The organism is Clostridioides sp. GD02404 (assembly GCF_045898275.1).
GTDB classification, from domain to species: domain Bacteria; phylum Bacillota; class Clostridia; order Peptostreptococcales; family Peptostreptococcaceae; genus Clostridioides; species Clostridioides difficile_A.
Map to the genome: position 1 here is coordinate 25,380 of NZ_JBJOCA010000022.1, position 22,104 is coordinate 47,483.

Consider the following 22,104-nt stretch of genomic DNA (forward strand, 5'->3'; position numbering starts at 1 on the left):
TTAATATTTGACTATTTTTTCTATACAACTATTTTCAACTTAATTTACCTATATATAACCACTTCTTATTCTTACATTTATTTATTACAACATCATTTTCTCACAGGTGGCATGTGTATTGATTTATCTAATATTCCCATGGATGCTTCTAAAAAAGCTTCTGATAAAGTTGGATGTCCATGCATAATACTTGCAACTTCTTCAACTGTCAACATAGCTTTCATTGCAACCACAGCCTCATGTATTAAATCGCTAGCATTAGGTCCTATAATATGAACGCCATATATTGTAGTTTTATCCTTTGAGGCAATTATCTTAACCATGCCTTCTGAATCATTCATTGTAAGCGCCTTCCCATTTACAGAAAACTGAAATTTACTAACAACATAATCTAAATTTTTATCCTTAACTTCTTCTTCAGATAATCCAACTGTAGACACCTCTGGAAAAGTAAAAATTGAATTTGGCACTAAATTATAATCTACACTCGTTTTCTCTCCTACCATTCGTTCAACAGCAACTTTCCCCTCTTCAGATGCAACATGTGCAAGCATCACTCCTCCAATCACATCTCCAATTGCATATATTCCTGGTACAGAAGTACAATAATTTTCATCAACTTTTATTCCTTTTTTATCATATCTTATGCCTATATCTTCTAGGTTTAACCCATCTACATCAAGTTCCCTTCCTGTTGATATAAGTATATTGTCACAGGCTATTTTTGTTTTTTCTCCATTCTTACTTATCTCTGCAACTAATCCTTCGCCATTCTTATATATTTCTTCTACTTTTGATGAAATTATTATTTTAATTCCTCTTTTATTTAGCAATTTACTTAATCTAGAGGATACCTCTTTATCAACCATAGGAATTATAGTATCCAAAAACTCAACAATAGTCACATCTGAACCAAATTCGTTTAAGATTCCTGCAAACTCAATTCCTATAACTCCACCTCCAACGATTACAATTTTCTTAGGCAAATTATTCATTTCTAAGACTTCTTTACTTGTTATTACACCTTCTAAATTAGCTCCTTTTATTGGTGGCTTAGAAGATTTTGAACCAGATGCAATTAAAATATTTCTACTTTTAATTATTTTCTTAGACCCATCCTCCAATTTGACTTCTACAGAATCTCTACTTATTAGTTTTGCTTCACCTTTTTCTATTACTACTTTATTAGCCTTTAAAAGTCCTTTTACGCCACTGGTTAAAGTTTTTACTACCTTTTTCTTTCTTGATTGTACTTTTTCTAAGTCCAGTTCATATTTTTCAACTTTTATACCATATTCTTCAGCATGCTTAAAATAATTTAAAACTTGTGCATCCTTAAATAATGTCTTTGTGGGGATACAACCTGTATTTAAGCAAGTACCTCCAAGTTCATTTTTTTCTATAATTACAACATTTAATCCAAGTTGAGTTCCTCTAATTGCTGCAACATATCCTCCTGGTCCACCACCAATTACAATTAAATCAGTGTTCATCTTCACTATTCCTCCTTTTAAATCATAAATATTAATTCACTATGTCCAAAATTTTGTTATCAATATTTATATCCTGTTAAATCTATTTGATTTTTAATATCATAATGAAGTTTTTGACGTGTAAAAATAAAATTATTTCTATGAATTCCTATTGTCAATAATTCTGAATGTGGATGCTCTAAATGGCTATAAGCTATTGTACAACCTGGAGTCATTCTTCCACCTACAAATACCATCGAATAATTTATGAAATATTCATCCAATAACTTATTTTCTATCAAATGTGTGCAATATGAAGGAGATTCTACACACACTTTTTCTATACCTAAATTTTTAAGTACATAAAGCAATACCTCAGAATCTGGCGTACTATCTTTTCCAGTTATAATCACTGGAAAAACATCAAAATCTTTATATAATTCTTCAAATGTACAATCATCAACATCCTCAATTGAACTAAAACTTCCTATACACACATGTTTTAGAGGAGAGTTTTCTTTTATATACTCCCAGCCATTTGGAGATGTAGCTATAACCATTTTATATTCTTGGCTTTTATCAACATTAAATGTATAGTGATTAAATGGAATATCTGTAGCATCAAAAGAAACTACTACCCCACATGGTTGATATTTTTTATTTAAACAATCTTTTCTTTGTTGTGTCAGACTTTCGTCAAATACATGACATGTTATTCCTGGTTCATTTTGTAAAGTTCTAGCTCCAATAATCACAGCATCTGAACATGCTCTTAATACATTTAAAACCCAAAAATCTGCTAGAGCACCATCTGGGTCTATAAAATTATTTTTCCCAATCAAGGGGCCTGCCTTATTATCTTCATATGCCATCTTTCCATCAGAAGATAAAACCATAGAAGAAAATGTATATGGTCTTTTTTCACTTGCCTGAGGAAAAAATAATTCCGTATAATACTCTATAACATCTGGTATACATACATCTTCTTTAGAATTTGATTTTATTGTATTTAATATCTTTTCATTTCTATTTAATACATCTATTTTTAAATTACCTCTTGGTATACTGAAAAATTCAAGATTATTCATACTCTTACCATCCTCTCTTAATTGTTTTACAATCCATAAATTCTTTTTCCCCACTGTACATTACCTAGACCAATATCAGCTATTAATTTACTTGCTATTTGTTGAGTTTTATATAGTACCTTTTCTTCATCTATAGTAGTTATCTGATTATTCTCCATAACCACTTTTCCATCTATAATAGAAGTTTCTATATTATTTGAAGTAGATGAATATATTAGTGAACTAATCGGGTCATGAATTGGTATAGAAATTGAACTTTTATATGGGTTATAAATTACAATATCGGCATTTTTTCCTACCTCTATTGAACCTAGTGAATCTAATTTATTTATAGATTTTGCTCCCCCTAATGTTGCCATTTCAAGTACACTTGATGAAGGTAAGAGTTTTGCATCTCTATGAGTAACCTTTTGTAATAATGTAGTCATCTTCATTACTTCTAGCATATTTTGAGTATCATTACTAGCCGAACCATCGCATGCCAGACTTATAGTTAATCCCTCTTCTATAAACCTTGGAATTGGTGCAACTCCTGCTGCTAGAACCATATTAGATATAGGATTGTGAGATATTTTGACATCATATTTTTTAAATAACTCTATGTCTTCATCTGACATATGTATACAATGAACTGCAATAAAATCAGGGCCTAAAATCCCCATTTTTTCAAGATATGGTACAGTTTTCATACCTCTATCGTCTAAACAATATTTATCATCATCTTCAGTTTCAAGTAAATGCATTGTTATTGGTATATTAAGTTCATCAGCTATCTTTCTTATCTCTTTATAGCCATCTTCAGTGTTGTCCCATATAATTCCAGGTGCCAATGCCATACCAATTCTTGAATGGTTTTTATATTTTTTATTTAATCTTCTGACATCATCAAAGAATTTTTGCTCTGTATCATGATAAGTGCAACCAAATTCCTCAGGAAATTTACTTGTATCTGTAAATCCTCTTCCCAGTATACCTCTTATTCCTAAGTCTTCAAATGCTCGTATTATGCTATCATCAAGACCTTCTTTTCCATGACAATACATATAATCAAGTATAGTAGTTGTACCTGTCTTAATTGCTTCTATACACCCTGTTAATGCTGCATAATAGCAACATTCATCATCTATCTTATGGATAGCTCTTCTAACAGAACTATCAAGCCAGTCTAGTAATAATTTATCTCTTCCTAATCCCTTTAATAAAGTCTGAAATAGATGAGAATGAGTACTTATGAATCCAGGAAAAACTACTTTACCTTTAGCATCTATAGTTTTTTCTGAAATATATTTTTCTAACAAATTAGCTTTTCCTATATCAATTATCTTGCTCTTTTCAATTATTATACAAGCATCTTTTAATATTTCCCTCTCAGTATTCATTGAAATTAGATAAGCGTTTTTAATTATCAAATCTACTTTTCTCATGCAGTAACCTCCATATAATTTTCTGCCATACTTTAATTTTGACAGATAGTTTGGAGAGAAAAAATCTTTCGAGAAACGCATAACAAACTATCTGTCGATTACTGTTGTGCTTATAATATTATTTTACATCCATCTAAAATCTAAGAGATTTTGAGTAACTTCTTGAAGAAAGCGTGCTCCAGGAGCTCCATCTACCACTCGATGGTCATGGGTCAAGCTCATATTCATTACAGAACCAGCATAAAATGCACCCTCTTTAACAAGAACTTTTTCTATTATACTTCCAATCCCTAAAATTGCACTTTCTGGTGTATTTAATACTGGAGTAAAGTATGTTATTCCAAACATACCTAAATTGGTTATAGTAATAGTTCCATTACTCATCTCATCTTGGTTTAATTGATTATTTTTAGCCTTTTCACTTAAATCACTTAGTTCTATACATATTGTTCTTAAGTCTTTCAAGTTTGCATTCTTTATTACAGGTACTACTAATCCATTTGGAATGTCTACAGCCACACCTACATTAATCTCATCATTTATTTTAAAATGATTTTCATCAAACACTTGTGTTCTAAGTTTAGGATGATTTTCAAGAGCTTGAGCTACAGCTTTTATTATAAGAGCTGTATAACTCAGTTTAATACCTGCATTTTTATATTTTTCTTTTAAACTTTTATATACTTTAGTTAGATTTGTAATTTCTAGTTCAGTAGCAATCGTAGTTTGAGCTGTTGTCAACAAACTTTCGTGCATTTTTTTTGCTATTATATTTTGCATTTGAGTCATTTTAGTTACCACATCATTTTCCCTTATAGTTGTCTTAGCGCTCTTAATTTGAGGAATAGATGTAGCATCTTGCCGTACTCCTTTTTCAACTACTTCACTTTGATTAGTTTCAATTACCTTTTCTTCTAGATTTTTATTCATGAAGTTTTTCAAATCATCAATTGTTATTGCTCCATGTATTCCTGTACCTTCTATGTTTGAATAGTCAATGCCTTTTTCTTCAGCTATTTTTTTAGCTCTTGGAGTTATTCTCTTTTCTATCTCCAAATTTTTTACCTCTATTATCTGCTCTAAGCTTGGAGTATCTTCTTCTTTCTCTATATTTGTTTTAACTGTCGGATTAAGTCCACTAATATCTTCATTTGCATCTGCAATTATACAGATTATTTCTCCACAATTTACAACTTCCCCCTCTTCAAACAGTATTTTTCTTAGTACTCCATCTTCCGTTGCTTCAACTGTATTAGTTATCTTATCAGTTTCAATTTCTAAAAGTTCATCGCCTTTATTTACAATGTTACCTTCTTCAATCAACCATGTACCAATTGTCCCATCTTCCATAGAAAGACCAAACTTTGGCATTTTAACCTCTGTAATCATGACTTATCCCTCCTTGATTAATATTGCATAACTTCTCTACAGGCTTTAATTAGGTTTTCTAGTTTTGGCAAAACAAAATCCTCTAAAACTGGTGCATATGCCACTGGAGCATCAATTGATGTAACTCTTTTTATTGGTGCACTTAGATACTCAAATACATCTTCATTTATCATTGCAGATATTTCAGCTGCCCATCCTCCTACTCTTGGTCCTTCTTGAGCAATAACTAATCTGCTAGTTTTTGCTACTGATTCTACTATAGTTTTTTTGTCATAAGGAAAAACAGTTCTAAGGTCGATTATCTCTACACTAATTCCTTCTTTTTGAAGTTCATTTGCTGCTTTATGTGCTATACCTAACATCATTTGTGTAGCCACTATTGTAACATCACTACCAACTCTCTCAATCTCAGCTTCATATAAAGGTATCTCATATGGTTCAACTGGTACTTCACCCTTAACGTTATATAGCATTTTATGTTCCAAAAACAATACTGGATTATCGTTCTTTATAGCTGATAATAGCATTCCCTTAGCTTCATAAGGTGTTGTTGGTGAAACCACTACAAGTCCAGGAGTATTCATAAACCATGATTCTGCACAAACTGAGTGATGATATGCACAACGTATACCAGCTCCCTGCACTGCACGGACAGTAATTGGACAATGAGCTTTCCCTTGAAACATAAAGTTAAGTTTTGCTGCATTATTTACAAGTTGGTCAAAACAAACACCTAAAAAATCTGCAAACATTATCTCAGGTACAGGTCTTAATCCACAAAGAGCTGCTCCGTTTGATAATCCTAATATGGCTGACTCTGATAAAGCTGTATCCTTGATTCTATTTGGCCATTTAGCCATTATCCCTTTAGTAATTCCAAAATCTCCACCCATCTTAGCAACATCTTCACCTAATATAAAAACTCTATCATCATTTTCCATTGCTTGATGAAGTGCTTCATTTATTGCCATTCCATACGAAAGTTTTCTTCCCATTATCTTATTTCCACCTCTCTATCAACATATGTGTGTGTAACTGCATCTTTAACATCTGGTGATGGACTCTCCAATGAGAATCTTAGCATTTCTTGAACATCAGCCTCTATTTCTTCTTCAATATCTTTAAGTACATCTTCTGACATACCTTCTCTCTCAATAAGTACTTTTCTAGTTAGTTTTATTGGGTCTCTGTCTTTCCAATACTTAACTTCCTCTTCAGGTCTATATGCTGCTGGGTCTCCTGCAAAATGACCTTGCCAACGATAAGTAAGAAACTCTATTAATGTTGGACCTTCACCTTTTCTTGCTCTATCTGCTGCTTTTTCTACTATCTCAATTACTGCTTCTACATCATTCCCATCCACTCTATAACTTGGAATCTCGTATCCTTCCCCCCATGTTTTTAATTCTTTTTGAGGATGAGAATCTGTATAGTGTGTAGATATAGCATACTGATTATTAAGCAAACAGTATATTATTGGTAGTTTCCATGTAGCTGACATATTAAGACTTTCATGACAAGTACCTTCTCCTAAAGTACCATCTCCTAAAAATACTGCTGTTACATCGTCAGTTTCTTTATATACAGATGCAAAAGCTGTGCCTAAGCAAGTTACCATAGTAGAACCTTGTATTCCATTGAATCCCATATTTCTACATTCAATATCATTTATATGCATTGAACCACCTCTGCCACCATTTATACCTGTAGCTTTAGCAAATATTTCAGCCATTACAAGTTTTGGGTCGGTTCCACAAAGTGCTATAGTCCCATGTCCTCTATGGTCTGGAAATTTATAATCTGTTTTTCTAAGTGCATCTACTATACCTGCTTGACAAGCCTCCTGACCTATACTTAAATGAACAAATCCTGGTATGGTACCATTTGCAGCATACTCTTCTATTACTTCTTCAAATCTTCGAATCATAACCATATCACGGTATAATTTTTCTAATCTTGTTTTATCTAACACCATTTTGTCTCCCCCTAAATTAATAGAATTTAAATCATTTATTTTAAGAAACTTCTTTCAAGAGCTGAATAATTTATCTCTCCTGATGAAAATGATTTTCCAGTATTTATATTGTGTATCTGTATTTTGCCAATCGAATGTACATCATGGTCTACATAGAAAAAATCTCTTCCTGCTTTTTCAAATACATCCTCAAATAATTCTCCATAATTTGGAGATGACGTTTTTCCTGCCAATTGATGTATAGTTTTTGCAATAGCAGTGTCAGTTGAATCTACCCAAAACTCAGTTTCACTACCATAAATTAATGCATCATTGATTCTTCCCATAGTCTTAATTTCGTCTTTTACTATTGGTGCTATTGGTGCTTTTCCTCTTGCAAGTACAATTTGACCTGCATCAAAGTTTTTTTCAAACATTTTATGGCATACTTGCTCAATGATTCTTGCTGATACTTGCATTGATGCTACAATACACGTACTAGGTGAAATCAATATATATGTGTCTTCTGGTTTTACTTTACAAGCATTTGCAACTTCTAAAATAGTTTTTTCATCAGGATATTTTATATCTTGAATGCACAAGACTGCCTCATGATAATCATCTTTGTATGGAGTCATTTCAAAATACCAATCTGATTTAACTCTTGCTAAAGCCCTTGCTGGACCTGACCCTATAGTCGCAAACTCTCCTTCACCGAGTTTCCATCCAGCAATCTGTGAACCCATACATGCAATTAAAGGCTTATCTATGAATACTTCAACAGATGAAAAAGAGTATTCTTCATTTAGTTTAAAATCTCCCAATGTTACTATCCCCAAATCACCTATAGAAACTCTAGTAAATAAAACACCTGCTTTCCAACTTCCACTACAATTTAAACCCATATCAATTATGGTTGCTCCACAATCTGTCTTGATGACTTCACACCCTAATGATTCTGCATCTTCCAATATTTCTCTTACTACTACCATCGCCTTTTTATTTAAACTTATCATTTTCATACCTCTCAATATATTTTATTTATGCTTTTTTTCCACAGACATCAATCGCAGCTCCCATTATTGGACTAGCTTCATCAGATGCTAAAAAAGTTACGACCTTTGATACTTCTTCTACTTGCAACATTTCTTCAAGTGGTATTGTAACTGCATCATCAGAGTCAAATCGTTTTCTTGTATATTCTGTATTTGTCATTCCTAGATATATTGCATTTACATTAATTCCATATTCTTTTACTTCTTCAGATAAAGTTTGAGTAAAACTTACCACACCTCCTTTAGAAGCTGAATATGCACCAAACCCTGGGAAAAAGTGCTTTGCTGCTGTAGAACTAATATTTATTATTTTTCCATATCTTTTATCTATCATTGCTTTGAGAACAGCTTTCGTACAATAGAAAGTTCCATTCAAATTTGTATTTATTTGAGAATTCCACTCTTCAACTGTAGTATTAATTACTGGACATGATTTATGAATTGCAACATTATTAATCAAGATATCTACAGTCCCAAACTTTTCTATTAAGTTCTTAAAGCAATTATCTACTTCTTTGGATTTACTTACATCACAAACTGAAACGAATGCTCTACCACCAGATTTGATGATTTTATCTGCAATATTATCCAACTTACTTTTAGTTCTTCCAATCAAAACTACAATTGCCCCTTCTATACCAAAATCTAAAGCAAAACCTGCCCCTAATCCTTGACCCGCTCCTGTTATCACAACAACCTTATCTCTAAATCTTAAATCCACAACCACCACACCCTTTACATTCACATAATTTATATTTACAGCTAGAAAAAAGTGTCTTACTACAATCTCTAAAACATCTTAAATGGTTTCTTATTTTTTATAAGACAAGATTAAATACTTATATTTTCTAATAAAGTATTTTTCTTTAATGGCAAACTATAAAAGTCACACTTTAGTGCATTAGCCACAGCATTTGACACTGCTGGTGCTGAAGGTACTACTGAACATTCTCCTATACTCTTAGCTCCAAACGGACCACCAGGTTCTCCACATTCTATCATGCCTACTTTTATCTTAGGCATTTCACTTGCTTTTATCATATGGTATGAGCGAAATGAATTAGTCTTTATTCTTCCTCTATCATCAAATTCAAGTTCCTCCGTCAAAGCATATCCTATTCCCATCTGAATTGCCCCTTCAATCTGACCTTCTATAGACATTGGATTTAGTGCTTTTCCTACATCATGTACTGCTACATATTCAAGTACCTTTACATCTCCTAATTTTGTATCAACTTCAACTTTAGCAAAATGTGCACCATATGAACTTGCACCAGTATCTGAAGAAAATGTCTCAACTCCAATAATTTCCCTTAAATTTACTTTTTGTGCATGTATCATAACATCACACAATGTAGCATTTTTATCAGTATTTTTAATAGAATAAACTCTGTCATTTTTTAATTCTATCCATTCTTCATCCTCTTCTAGAAGTTGTGATGCTTCTTTTAATAGTTGTTTTTTTACTGAGTTAGCAACTTTTAAAGCTGCATTTCCAGATACGAATACTCCTCTACTTGCATAGTCACCTAGATTCCATGGTGATGCTTCTGTATCTGCTTGTATACACTCTATTTTTTCTTGGCTTATTCCAAGTATTTCAGATATAATCTGCACTTGAACACTTACAGATGCATTCCCCATATCATGAGTACCTGTATATAATACAGCTGAACCATCTTCATTCATCTTAAGCATCAAAGCTGTCATGTCTCTATGTGCCCCAAAGCATCCATTTCCATGTGAACCAACTGCCATACCTATGCCGATTAAGAATCTCCCGCTTGAACTATTTTGCTGTTTAATCTGTTTTTTCCATTCAAACATTTCCATTCCTTTCTTTATACAGTCTATTGGTCTTGGATTTCCATGAGGACTTTTAAATCTCTGGTCTATTCCATCAGGCTCAACTAAGTTCTTAAGTTGTAAATCTAAAATATCCATGTTGAGTTTCTTCGCAATCTTATTTAGTTGTGATTGTTGAGCAAAGAAAGCTTGTGGAGAACCATATCCTCTCATAGCTCCTGCAATTGGAGTATTCGTATACACTGGTATCCCAGTATATCTCATATTTTCAATCTTATATGATTTAAATACTTTATGACTCATAGCTCCTATTACATTTAAAGCGCTTGATGTGTATGCTCCTGTATTTGTAATAACTTTCATATCTTGCGCTATAATTTGCCCATCTTTCATAGCACCTGTTTTTAGATATACAACTGCACCATGTCTAGTTCTTGTTGAAGCCATAGTTTCTCTCCTATTAAGCTCTAGTTTTACTGGTCTGCCTGATAACTTTGCCAGTAAAGCTACTATTGGCTCAATAGTAATTTCCAATTTTCCTCCAAAAGCACCACCTATAGCTGGGCTTACCAATCTTACTTTATTCATTGGCAATTCAAATATTTTAGATAATATTACTCTAAAAGCAAAAGTATTTTGATTAGGACTATAGACTGTAAGTTTTCCACTATAATCATAGTCTGCAATAGCAACATGAGTTTCTATAGCTCCATGATGTATAGCTGGAAGTTTATATTTATCTTCAAAGATGTAATCAGCTTTTTTCATAGCTTCTTCTACATTTCCACATTCCTGCACATTTTCTGTAAGTTTATTACCATCTTTATGTATTGGATATGCATTTTCTTTTATTGCTTCTTCTGGGTCGAATACTGAAGGCAATTCTTCATACTCGACTTCAATAAGTTTCATTGCTTTTTCAGCTATTTTTAAATCTTCGGCTGCAACAGCTGCGACCTTATCCCCCACAAAACGAACAATATCATCAAAAATGTATTCAACTTCAGGCAATTCATGTTCATAAAACCTCATTGCACTGTTAAAAGCTATTCTTGGCGAATTTTTATATGTAGCTATAGCTTTTACTCCTTCTAATTTTTCTGCTTTTGATGTGTCTATTCTCTTAATCTTTGCATGTGCCACAGGGCTAAATAATACCTTAGCATATAGCATATTGGGGATTTTCATATCTGCAGTGTATTTAAGTTGACCAGTAGCTTTAAGCACAGCATCCCTTATTGGAGCTCTTTCACCTATAACATTCAGTTCACTACTCAAATGCTACACCTCCCATTCTTTTTGCTGATAAAAGTATAGCCTCGACAATTTTTACATATCCTGTACATCTACAAAGATTATTATCTATGGACTTTCTAACATCCATTTCAGAAGGATTTGGATTTTTATCCAGTAAAGCTTTTGCTGACATTATCATACCTGGAGTACAATATCCACATTGTACAGCTCCACAATCAATAAAGGCTTGTTGGATTGGATGTATATTGATTCCATCTGATAACCCTTCAATTGTCATGATTTTTTTACCCACTGCGTTTTTTGCTAAAATCAGACATGAATTCACTGCTTCTCCATTTAAAATTATTTTACAAGCTCCACAATCACCTGTACTACATCCACATTTACTTCCAGTTAGATTTAATTTTTCTCTTAAGACATAAAGTAAAGTCCACTTATTTTCTATGGCTACCTCTTTCACTGTGCCATTTATATCAAGTTCAATAACCTCCATAACCTTCACCTTCCACCTACAGAATTTAATTATGTATATCTCTATGAAATTTTAAATTTAATTACTTTGTCTGTATTATTTAAGCTCTTTTTTCAACTCTTTTTTACACAAAATCCTCTAATTAGTGATAAAAAAAGAGGAGCAAGGCGCTCCTCTTGGATATCCTTTCAGATTATACTTTTATTAAAATGAGTATCATATCTTTTGATTATTCAAGTTTTTAAGGTTTTTGGGTAAAAAAAATAGAAGCAAGGCGCTCCTTCTTGGATATCCTTTCAGATTGTATTTATAAGCTATTGGGTTTCCTTCAAAGTTCAATCCTATTTTTGGTAAAAAAAATAGAAGCAAGGCGCTCCTTCTTGGATATCCTTTAGAATTACGTTCTCTAAGCTTTACAACTTACTTCACTCTCAACTACATCTTCCTTTTCTTTAGGTAATATGATATTTAGTATTAGAGATAATAAAGCTGTTCCAGATATACCAGTCATTAAAGTGACTACTATACTTGGTAAAAATGCTAATGCAGCTTGATTAAAATAACCACCCATACCAATACCTAATGAAACTGCTAAAATTGTTATGTTACGATTTGTCATTTTACCCATACCAATAACTTTAATACCTGATGATGCAATTGTTCCAAACATCATAACTAATGTTCCTCCAATAACTGGATTTGGTGTTAAAGCTAATATTTGTGCAAACTTTGGAAAAAATGCTAAAATCCCTATTATTACTCCTCCAAGTGCTACTATGTACCTACTTGCAACACCTGTCATACAGATTATGCCTATGTTTGGGCTACCTGATATGACTGGAAGCCCGTTGAACAAAGCTGCAAAGCAACTTCCAACTCCATCTGCTCTTACTGCTCTCATCAATTCTTTTTGTGTAGGTAATCGATTTTCAACAGAACTGACAACACCTGTGGTATCTCCTATTATCTCCATAACTGTCACAATATGAATCGTACATATGGTTACAATAGCCCCTAAGTTAAACTCCAGTCCCCAAAATACAGGTCTTGGCATCGCAAACCAATTTGCTTGTGCCATACTAGAAAAGTCAACCATACCAAATATCACTGCTACTATATACCCTATCACTATTGAAATTATTATGGATGCCACTTTCAGAAAACCTTTTCCAAATTGATTTAAAATTAGTGTCAATAACAGTGTAAATATAGCCAAAGAAAAATTAGCAACTACATCAGGGCTATGAACATCAAATGATACTGCATAGTCAAATGAAGAACTCATAAGTGATAACCCAACTGCTAAAACAACACTTCCTGTAACTGTAGGTGTAAAATATTTATGCAAATATTTTACTGCATATGGTCCTACTAAAGTTAAGACTAAACTTCCTACAAGTACTGCCCCAAAAGCTCCAGCAATACCGACATCATTATTCGTACTTAAGGCAATTAATGGTGCTACAAAGGTGAAACTACCACCAGTAACAATTGGTAACCGTGACCCTATTGGCCCAATCCCCATAGATTGCAGTATGGTGCTCACTCCTGCAATCAACATCGAACATTGAATCAAAAATGCAGTCTCACTTAGTGAGAGACCCATGCCAACAGCTACTAAAATAGCACCAGACATAGTACCCGCAAAAGCAGAAAAAACATGTTGCATACTAAGCGGTATTGCTGTTAGAAGCTTTGGCTTGTCGTTAAATCCATACTTGTAATTTTCCATATCTTACCCCTTATCGCTCCCGCCATTGCCGCCAAATGTATGGAGCTATGTAATAAATTATTAGTAACCTTAAAAGTTAGAGCCTAATAAATATTGCACAGTTAAATTATGAAGTTTTAGTTATACATTTTGAAATTAGAAAAGCTCTAATTTAAGGAGTGGCGGAGGATTACTTACTAAAAAAATAAAACGTTTGCCTTAGCATTATTTTTATTTTCTGTAAACTAGGTAATTAATCCGATTTTTAATTGTATTATACAGTCACGATTTTAGACTGTCAAGATTATTCTGACAATTTATTTTCGTCTTTATTCGAATTTCTTAAAATAAAAATAATACTTATTTTGTAGAATAAAGTTAGTATTAAAATTCTTTAATTCTTAAATTATAGTTATTTTTTTATCATTTATAATCAACTTTATAAGATATATATAAACAATTCCAACTCAATCTAATGCAACTTTACATATTATATTCCTACAATAAACATAATATATAACACTCACCAAGCCCCCTTCTTAACCAGTTAGAATTATTCTCCATTAAACAACTGTCATACTATAATAAATACTACATTTTACATATACTAATGACTAATAAATATATCTCTAAAATTCTAACTATATGTTATATTATTTTAATATATACAACATAATTTCAATTATTTCTATGACCTTTAAGTCGTAAAATATATAATTATTCCTTTAATGTAGTTTTTATATAGCCGTTATAATTTTATCATTTTTTATTTATAAAACATTTTTCCCAAAGCGATATAATTATTTATTTATCTAATTTTTCTACATAATTTAACGATTAAAAATATTAATTTTTCATTGTATAATGAAAATATTTTTTGTATCTTTTTTATATTCATCTTCACTATTATTAAAAAAAATTAAATTTTATTACTAAAAGTAAAAACGAAATATGATTTTTATTTAAATAAATTTCACACTTCGTCTTTACTTATGGCATACTTATTTTATTTATAAATTCCTATTATTTTCAAGAATTTATTTTTTTAATACTTCACCACATTGAATATCAGTGACCGTCCCCTCCTCCAATGCGATTTTACCATTTACAATTACATATTCAACACCTTTAGCTAATAATTGTGGTTTTGAGAAATCGACTTCTTCTGACCTAGGATAACTATAGTTTTCTATATCAATAACAACTATATCAGCTATTTTTCCTTCTTCAAGGATACCTCTATCTTTTATTTTAAATTGTCTAGCTGGTAATGAAGTAACTCTTCTTACAATTTCTTCTAGCCTTACACCTGATTTTCTATACATATTGAAAAAAATTGGAAAGGCTCCTCTTCTTTGTAGTTCAAACCATGACATATCTCCACCTACACTAAACAAACAATCTGAGCCAACCATAACAAATGGATTGTCAATTATTTTATTATCATGTAATTTATCTGGGAAATCAGCTCTATACATCCCACCTAAACAAAAGATAAGCTCTTCATCTCCATATAAAAGTAAATCAAGTAATAATGTATCTTCATTCACACATTTTTGAATGGCTATTTCACGTATTGATTTTTTTTCCATATCAGTATCTTTAGTGTTTAGAAGTATTATACTTCCTCTATCTCCAAGTATAAATGCCTCTTTTAATATAAGTGCCCTTCCTTCTTCATTTTTAAGAGCATCCATTACTCCATCCATACCTAGCTCAAATAAGCTAGATGATATTGCCATAATAAATTGAATCACTCTTTTCTTCTTCATACAATGACCAGAACTTCTTGGTACTGTATCAACCATTATATCAACGCCATTGTATCTAGCTCTTAATATCTCATTAAAGGCTTCTATTTCAATAGGGCTTAAGTGAGATACTTGTACTCTAGCCCCACTTTTTTGACCAACCTCTATAGTTTCTTTTACTGCATTATATCTTCCTATATAATCTCTGATATGGGATGTATATATACCATCATGCTCTTTAATTAACTTTGCGATATCAACCAGTTCATCGATATCAGCATACTTACTTGGAATATATGCCAATCCAGTAGATATTCCAAAAGCCCCACTTTTCATACCATCATTTATTATATTTGTAATTTCTTTTTTTTCTTCTTCTGTAGGTGGTCTATCTTTAGAACCTCCCATAACACTCCATCTTATAGTTCCATGCCCCAATAAAAATCCCATATTAATAGAAATGCCACTTTTAGATATAAGGTCACAATATTCTGTGAAATTATTCCAATATTTATTTTTATCTATAAGATACTTTTTCTCTTCTTCAAGTAATAAGCCGTTTTTATACATATACTCATATACATTTTCAGAAGAATATGGTGTTATAGAATGCCCACAATTACCATTTATAGTTGTTGTAACTCCTTGTTTTAGAAATTTTTCAAATTTGCCATCTAGTATTGCTACTATCTCTTCATGAACATGAGGGTCAATAAATCCAGGAGTTATAACTTTTCCATGACAATTAATTATTTTGTTTGTTTCTTCATTTATCCCAGAATCTATTTTAACTATTAAATTGTCTTTAATTGCTATATCTCCATAAAAACCAACATCTCCAGTACCATCTACTATAAATCCATTTTTTAAGATTAAATCGTATATCAATATATTCCCTCCCTAAAACTGTACTTTTAAGTAATTTTTTCTGTAACTTTTTGTACATTAAAACTGAATTATAATATTTAAGAATTTATTATCATTTAAATGTTATTAATCTCTAAGTTTATCTTTATACATAGCTCTTGCAATTAATATAGTCCCAAATACACATATAAGAACTACTAAAGATTGTGGTATTATACCTTGCTTTGATAGTGTAATCGTTAATACAGATATTACAATTGCTACTATACCTAATTTTTTATCTTGTAAAAATACTTGTCCAAATACTGACCCAAATAAAGCTGGTAATATTAAATTTAGTTTTTCTACTACTTCAGCTGGAATCTTAGATAATACACTTCCTCCTAGAATTACTCCTATAGTTAATATACTTATATTCACTAAGATAGATACAGCTATACCTATTGTAGATATTATTGAACCTTCTTCTGTTCCTGATTCAACTTCTGCTGCCTTTTGAGCTGCTATTGAACATGGTAGTCTCATATTAGATATATTTCCAGAAAGAAAACTCATATAAGTTCCTGGTATACCTAAAATTGGCGAATAAGAAACTGGCTCTATTATGTAGTTTGGAGCACTCATGCTAACAATTGCCATTGTACTTGCCAATAATGCTGATATTGGAGGCATAATACCAAATCCAAAACTCAAAATTATTCCAGGAACCAAAGCTGCTATAATACCTAAAGATAATGTCAATCTTCCATACCTTATCATAAAAGGTAAGTACTCTTCATTGTATATAGATTTTACTTTACTCATAAAACTTCCCCCTTTATATTACTGAAGCTATTATCATTCCACTGAACATTGATATTGTAAGCCCCCACTCTCTTAACCATTTTATATTTTTCTTTTTTTCAATCATACATAATATTATCATTATAGCCATCCCACTTATACATGCAATTGTTCCATTATCAAAACGTAACACCCTATCAGCATTTAAATATGCAAATGAACCTAGCATCGCTCCTAAAGATATTATTGGTATAAATGATTTCTTTCCACTAGATATAACATTAGTTATCTTATCCAATTTATGCCCAAACAGTAACGTGAATATTATCCATCCTAAAGAACCAAGTATCATAGTCCAAACTGCATTTGTAAATGCCAATTCTGTCATTTCAGGAGAACCCAAAGTTATACCTAGCGCATCTGTTCCAAACCCTGCTGACATAGATTCAAAAATTACAGAACCTATAAACGATAATCTCATCCATGCTATAGGTCCACCCATTGTAACTATAAGCGACACCATTCCAGCAAATATAGTCATTGAAGGTCCTATAGCTGAAATAGCACTACTTTTAACAGCTGATTTTATTTGTTTATCTGTTATTCCCATTGTTTTACCAACTTTACAAGACTTTATAGCAAATATAAGGGATTGTACCACTACTATTGATACTGCTACTGTACTTGCTATCCACAAGAGTGGATGATTAGCTAATTTTAAATAATCCATTTATAAAACCTCCCTATAAATCCTCAACTTTTATTAATACTTCTACTCTATTTACTTATTTCCACACCTGCTTTAACACTCTAAGTATATTTCCTCCTAGTACCTTTTCTATTTCCTCATCACTGTACCCATTTTTTACTAAATATCTAATAATATTTTTTGAAGTCTCAGTTGGATTCTCAAGCCCTTTTACATATTCTACTTTAGGATGTTCTTTTGTACCTGTTATCTTTTTTATATCAAATTTAGCAGCTAATACTGAGTGTAATTTTACATGGTCACCATATACTGTATCTGGACCAAATGCTACATGGTCTATTCCTACTAAGTTTTTGATATACTCAAAATGCTCCATAAATGAATCTATTGAATGTTCTTTATTTTTCTCAGTTATCGTAGTATGAGGTGCTGCTTCTACACCTATAACTCCTCCTTTTTTAGCACATGCTATTAACACTTCGTCTGGAGTCAATCTTTTCGTATCCCATAAGCCTCTTGCTCCAACATGACTTAATATTATTGGGTCTTTACTATACTCTATAACATCAAGTGTTGTTTGTACTCCAACATGAGAACAATCTATTGCCATACCAATCTTATTCATTCTTTCAACAGCTTTTCTACCAAAATTCGTAAGACCTCCATCTTTTTCTTCTTTTAATCCAGAGCCTAATGCATTGGATTCACTGTACGTGATTCCCATTAACCTTATACCAAATCCATATAATATATCTATTCTATCAAGTTCATTCTCTATTGGTGCTGCTCCTTCTAGTGTTGGTATCAATGCCACTTTACCTTCACTTTTAGCTCTATATATGTCTTCCACTTTTTCACACTTTATAACAAAATCTTGGTGTGCTAAATCACATAACCTCATGCCTAAATCAATTAGTATATCATCCCATTTCCATCCAGCATTTGATGTTATTGTGCACACACCATCCATTAAATTATCAAATATAGCATCATAATATCCTCTTGACAATGCTTCATAGGCACATCTTTGTTTTCCTTCTCTGTTGTATTCAAATATATCTCTTTCTAAATGTTCTGGGAATAAAACTGGATGTTCATGTAGAGATATAAATACTTTTTCATCTACTATACTTTTAACTTTAGCTTCTTGAACATCATCTAACTCGATAAGATACTCTTCTACTCTCTTATCTCCTTTACACATCTCAATAGATGAGATATCTTTTCCCTTTTCTAAATAACTATAAGCTTCGTATCCTTTATAAGCTGACTTCATAACAACATCCTCCAAATTTTACAATTTTTTTATATTTTCACTATGTAGCAATTGATATGCCAAAATATAAGTTTTAATTGCACATTAAATTTTTCAAAAAATAAAAACGGTAGTAAAATGACGATTTACTACTGTTTATTAGAAATAATATTTTTTATTTTTAATTCAATATTTTTTAAATTATCTCAATATTTGAAATAATTTTATTTATCTAAGATTATCTTAGGGGATTTTTAGGGGATTTTTCATTTTTAATCCCCTATATTTCCCCCTTAAATTTTACATATGATATAAAGTTCTTTCCTTCATCAGTTATAAAGCTCCCTTGTTTTTTTACTCCAGATGATAATAATCCATGATTTTTTAACTTATCTATTCTTTTTCTAATTTGGTCTACACTTAATGTTATGCTTCTTTCTTTTAAAATTTCTTGTAATTTATTTCTTCCTAAGGATATATTTTTATTATTCCAATTTTCTATACTCATCAATATACAAATACTCTCACTAAAGAAATTTGATTGTTTAAAATCTAGTATAATTGAATCAAAATTTTCATTAACTAGAGTATTGTTATTTTCAAATTTAAATTGTTCTGGCAAATGCTCATAGTCTACCCTATCTTCCTCCACTATGGTGTCTATATAATAAATCAAATTTTTAAGTTCTCTTACATTACCTGGCCACTCATACAGTTTTAATACCTGCATCGACTTTTCTGTAAAACACTTATTACTATTTATTTCATTCAAGAAATACTTACTTATAAGAGGTATATCTTCCTTACGTTCTCTAAGCCTAGGTATTTCTATATGCAATACATTAATCCTATAATACAAATCTTCTCTAAAAGAACCTTCTTTGATTTTTTTCTTTAAATCCTTATTTGTTGCAGCTATAATTCTAACATCCACAGGTATAATTTTACTTCCACCCATTCTCATGACTTCTTTTTCTTGTAAGACTCTTAACAATCTTTGTTGTACATCTAGAGAGATGTCACCTATCTCATCCAAAAAAATTGTTCCTGTATGTGCTCTTTCAAATATCCCTATTTTTCCACCTTTTATAGCTCCTGTAAAGCTTCCCTCTTCATAACCAAAAAGTTCGCTTTCAATAAGTGTATCTGATAAAGAAGATAGATTTACTGCAACAAAGGGCTTATCTTTTCTTAGAGATTCATTGTGTATTGCTTGAGCAAATATTTCCTTTCCTGTTCCATTTTCACCAAGTATCAACACAGAAAAATCTGTAGATGCTATTTTTCTTGCAATATTAATCTTTTCTTTTATTATTTTACTTTCGCCTACAACATTATCAAATGTGTACTTTGATACAAATCCTTTTGTCTGAAATTTGTTTTGAATCTTATCCTCAAGTATCTGAATTGCACTTATATCTTTAATACTTATAATACTTTTTATACGTTCATTATTTTCATACACATTTACTTTATTAATTATGAGTTTTTTGTTATTTAGACTCACTACTTCATCACTAACTTCATCCTCTTGAAAAAATATTTTTTTAATAATTTTATCACTAAATAAATCCATAAAATTATTAGATATAATCTCATTTTGGTCTATCCCAACTAGATTAGAAAATACTTTATTACAATATATAAACTTTCCTAGCTTATCAATAGAAGCAATACCTTCATCAATAATCTCCAAAAAACTCTTCATAGTTTTATTCATAGTTGTATAATACCTATATCCACTTACTGTATCTTCATTATATTTTTCTTTAATAATATGTAACTTATCTATAGATATGTTCAGCTTTGTAAAGATTTCTATGACTGTATTTATATCGATTATTTTATCCCCTATATCAATTATTTGCTTCACATTTTGTGGTACATTATTTCTACTTCCTGTAATAATCCCAATTTCACATTTAGACTTATTGCATCCTGGATAATATGGTATTAGATTAATATGAATTAGGCCTAGTTTTCTAATTATCTTGGTTGTTTCATCTGCTGACTCTTTATAATCATCTATGACCATAACTTCAGAATCATTTTCTATACTTATTATCTGGTTTATATTTTCAATGTTTATTGTACGATGTATTATTACAATAGGTATATTTTTATCGATATTATTGTGTATATGTTCTTTTATCTCATTATCTGAACATACTATAAGCTCATACTTTAATACTTCAATATCAATTCTATCTATATAGACCAAGTTATCTATATTACAAAATTCTCCAAATATATTTTCTAACTGTTTTGATGTATCTATATTTATTTTGTCATCTGTTGATATAAATAAAATATTATGTTTTTTCATACCATCACCTCCTGTTTAGTGAATATAGAAACTAATAATTTGGTCTATTGTAGCACTTTTTGAAAAAGTTTTAAATCTTAAAAATCATATTTTATATCATTTGGTATTATTTTCTACAAAAAGCCTGCGTATGCTGTCTTTTTTATATATCATTTAATTTCTAGTATGATTATTTTGATGTTGTTGAAATAATAACAAAAATTTAATATAATATTGTTAATGCATCAACGAATTGGAGGACGGTTCATGAATAAAGAAGAACAAGTCATAACAGGCTTTAGGAACTTATTTAACAAACTGGCTTGGCTTAATAAGTCTAAGATGGAAGAAGCTCTTAAGGATTATAAACCTTCTGAGGTACATTGTATAGAATACATTGCAAAAAATACAGATTCCAACGTAACAAAACTTGCAGAATCTTTTTATATGACTAGAGGAGCTATGAGTAAAGTAACTAAAAAACTCATGAAAAAAGGCTATATTGAAAGTTATCAAAAACAGGATAATAAAAAAGAAATCTATTTTAGGCTTACGAAGCAAGGAAAAGCAATTAATAAGGTTCATGAGGAACTTCATAGAAAATTTCAAGAAAGAGATAAAACTGTATTTGAAGATGTAACAGAAGAACAACTTAACAGTATGATTAACCTTGTAGAAAAATATAATAAGCATTTGGACACAGAGATTAAAAAACTTGATATAGATATTAAATCAGAATAAATTCAAATGAATAAAATTACAGGCAACCAGACTCTAATGAGAACAGGTTGCTTTTTTATTTCCAA

At 31.1% G+C, this 22,104-nt stretch carries 17 protein-coding genes; 1 reads left to right on the forward strand and 16 read right to left on the reverse strand.

Going from position 1 to position 22,104, the window contains the following annotated elements; translation table 11 throughout:
- Positions 1-92: 92 nt before the first annotated feature.
- The 16 genes from lpdA to Q3287_RS13600 form a co-directional block, all read right to left on the reverse strand.
- Positions 93-1,493: a dihydrolipoyl dehydrogenase gene (gene lpdA, locus Q3287_RS13525; protein WP_407964206.1), complete on the reverse strand. Its 1,401-nt coding sequence runs from the start codon at positions 1,491-1,493 to the stop codon at positions 93-95.
- Between the two features lie 59 nt (positions 1,494-1,552).
- Positions 1,553-2,560, reverse strand: coding sequence for a dihydrofolate reductase family protein (locus tag Q3287_RS13530; protein WP_407964207.1), 1,008 nt, complete (start codon positions 2,558-2,560; stop codon positions 1,553-1,555).
- A gap of 26 nt (positions 2,561-2,586) precedes the next feature.
- A complete protein-coding gene (locus Q3287_RS13535) occupies positions 2,587-3,984 on the reverse strand; it encodes an amidohydrolase family protein (protein WP_407964208.1) in 1,398 nt (465 codons plus the stop codon).
- 123 nt (positions 3,985-4,107) lie between these two features.
- Positions 4,108-5,373, reverse strand: a complete 1,266-nt coding sequence (locus Q3287_RS13540) for a dihydrolipoamide acetyltransferase family protein (protein ID WP_407964209.1) — start codon at positions 5,371-5,373, stop codon at positions 4,108-4,110.
- A gap of 17 nt (positions 5,374-5,390) precedes the next feature.
- On the reverse strand, positions 5,391-6,368 hold the full coding sequence (locus Q3287_RS13545) for an alpha-ketoacid dehydrogenase subunit beta (RefSeq protein ID WP_407964210.1): 978 nt from the start codon (positions 6,366-6,368) through the stop codon (positions 5,391-5,393).
- Positions 6,368-7,348 (reverse strand): thiamine pyrophosphate-dependent dehydrogenase E1 component subunit alpha, encoded by a 981-nt coding sequence (locus Q3287_RS13550; protein WP_167640399.1) that lies wholly within the window; start codon positions 7,346-7,348, stop codon positions 6,368-6,370. Before Q3287_RS13550 ends, Q3287_RS13545 begins: the two co-directional genes overlap by 1 nt.
- A gap of 35 nt (positions 7,349-7,383) precedes the next feature.
- Complete coding sequence (gene mch / locus Q3287_RS13555; protein ID WP_054271447.1) at positions 7,384-8,343, reverse strand: methenyltetrahydromethanopterin cyclohydrolase; 960 nt, start codon at positions 8,341-8,343, stop codon at positions 7,384-7,386.
- 25 nt (positions 8,344-8,368) lie between these two features.
- Entirely contained in the window at positions 8,369-9,103 is a 735-nt protein-coding gene (locus Q3287_RS13560; RefSeq protein WP_054271448.1) for an SDR family NAD(P)-dependent oxidoreductase, read from the reverse strand.
- Between the two features lie 110 nt (positions 9,104-9,213).
- The gene (locus tag Q3287_RS13565) at positions 9,214-11,466 is read right to left on the reverse strand and encodes a xanthine dehydrogenase family protein molybdopterin-binding subunit (RefSeq protein WP_407964211.1); all 2,253 of its coding nucleotides are present in this window, start codon (positions 11,464-11,466) and stop codon (positions 9,214-9,216) included.
- Entirely contained in the window at positions 11,459-11,938 is a 480-nt protein-coding gene (locus Q3287_RS13570; protein ID WP_054277445.1) for a (2Fe-2S)-binding protein, read from the reverse strand. The genes Q3287_RS13565 and Q3287_RS13570 overlap by 8 nt, the downstream gene beginning before the upstream one ends.
- Positions 11,939-12,323: 385 nt before the next feature.
- The gene (locus Q3287_RS13575) at positions 12,324-13,649 is read right to left on the reverse strand and encodes a uracil-xanthine permease family protein (RefSeq protein ID WP_054271451.1); all 1,326 of its coding nucleotides are present in this window, start codon (positions 13,647-13,649) and stop codon (positions 12,324-12,326) included.
- 1,016 nt (positions 13,650-14,665) lie between these two features.
- Positions 14,666-16,267: an N-acyl-D-amino-acid deacylase family protein gene (locus Q3287_RS13580; RefSeq protein WP_407964212.1), complete on the reverse strand. Its 1,602-nt coding sequence runs from the start codon at positions 16,265-16,267 to the stop codon at positions 14,666-14,668.
- 105 nt (positions 16,268-16,372) lie between these two features.
- On the reverse strand, positions 16,373-17,050 hold the full coding sequence (locus tag Q3287_RS13585; RefSeq protein ID WP_407964213.1) for a hypothetical protein: 678 nt from the start codon (positions 17,048-17,050) through the stop codon (positions 16,373-16,375).
- Between the two features lie 13 nt (positions 17,051-17,063).
- Positions 17,064-17,759 (reverse strand): DUF5058 family protein, encoded by a 696-nt coding sequence (locus tag Q3287_RS13590; protein ID WP_054271454.1) that lies wholly within the window; start codon positions 17,757-17,759, stop codon positions 17,064-17,066.
- Positions 17,760-17,814: 55 nt separating this feature from the next.
- Positions 17,815-19,014, reverse strand: coding sequence for a dipeptidase (locus Q3287_RS13595; protein ID WP_407964214.1), 1,200 nt, complete (start codon positions 19,012-19,014; stop codon positions 17,815-17,817).
- A gap of 259 nt (positions 19,015-19,273) precedes the next feature.
- Complete coding sequence (locus Q3287_RS13600; RefSeq protein WP_219672861.1) at positions 19,274-21,319, reverse strand: sigma 54-interacting transcriptional regulator; 2,046 nt, start codon at positions 21,317-21,319, stop codon at positions 19,274-19,276.
- A gap of 246 nt (positions 21,320-21,565) precedes the next feature.
- On the opposite strand from Q3287_RS13600, the gene Q3287_RS13605 reads away from it, so the two are divergent.
- Positions 21,566-22,039 (forward strand): MarR family transcriptional regulator, encoded by a 474-nt coding sequence (locus tag Q3287_RS13605; RefSeq protein ID WP_407964215.1) that lies wholly within the window; start codon positions 21,566-21,568, stop codon positions 22,037-22,039.
- Positions 22,040-22,104 lie beyond the last annotated feature (65 nt).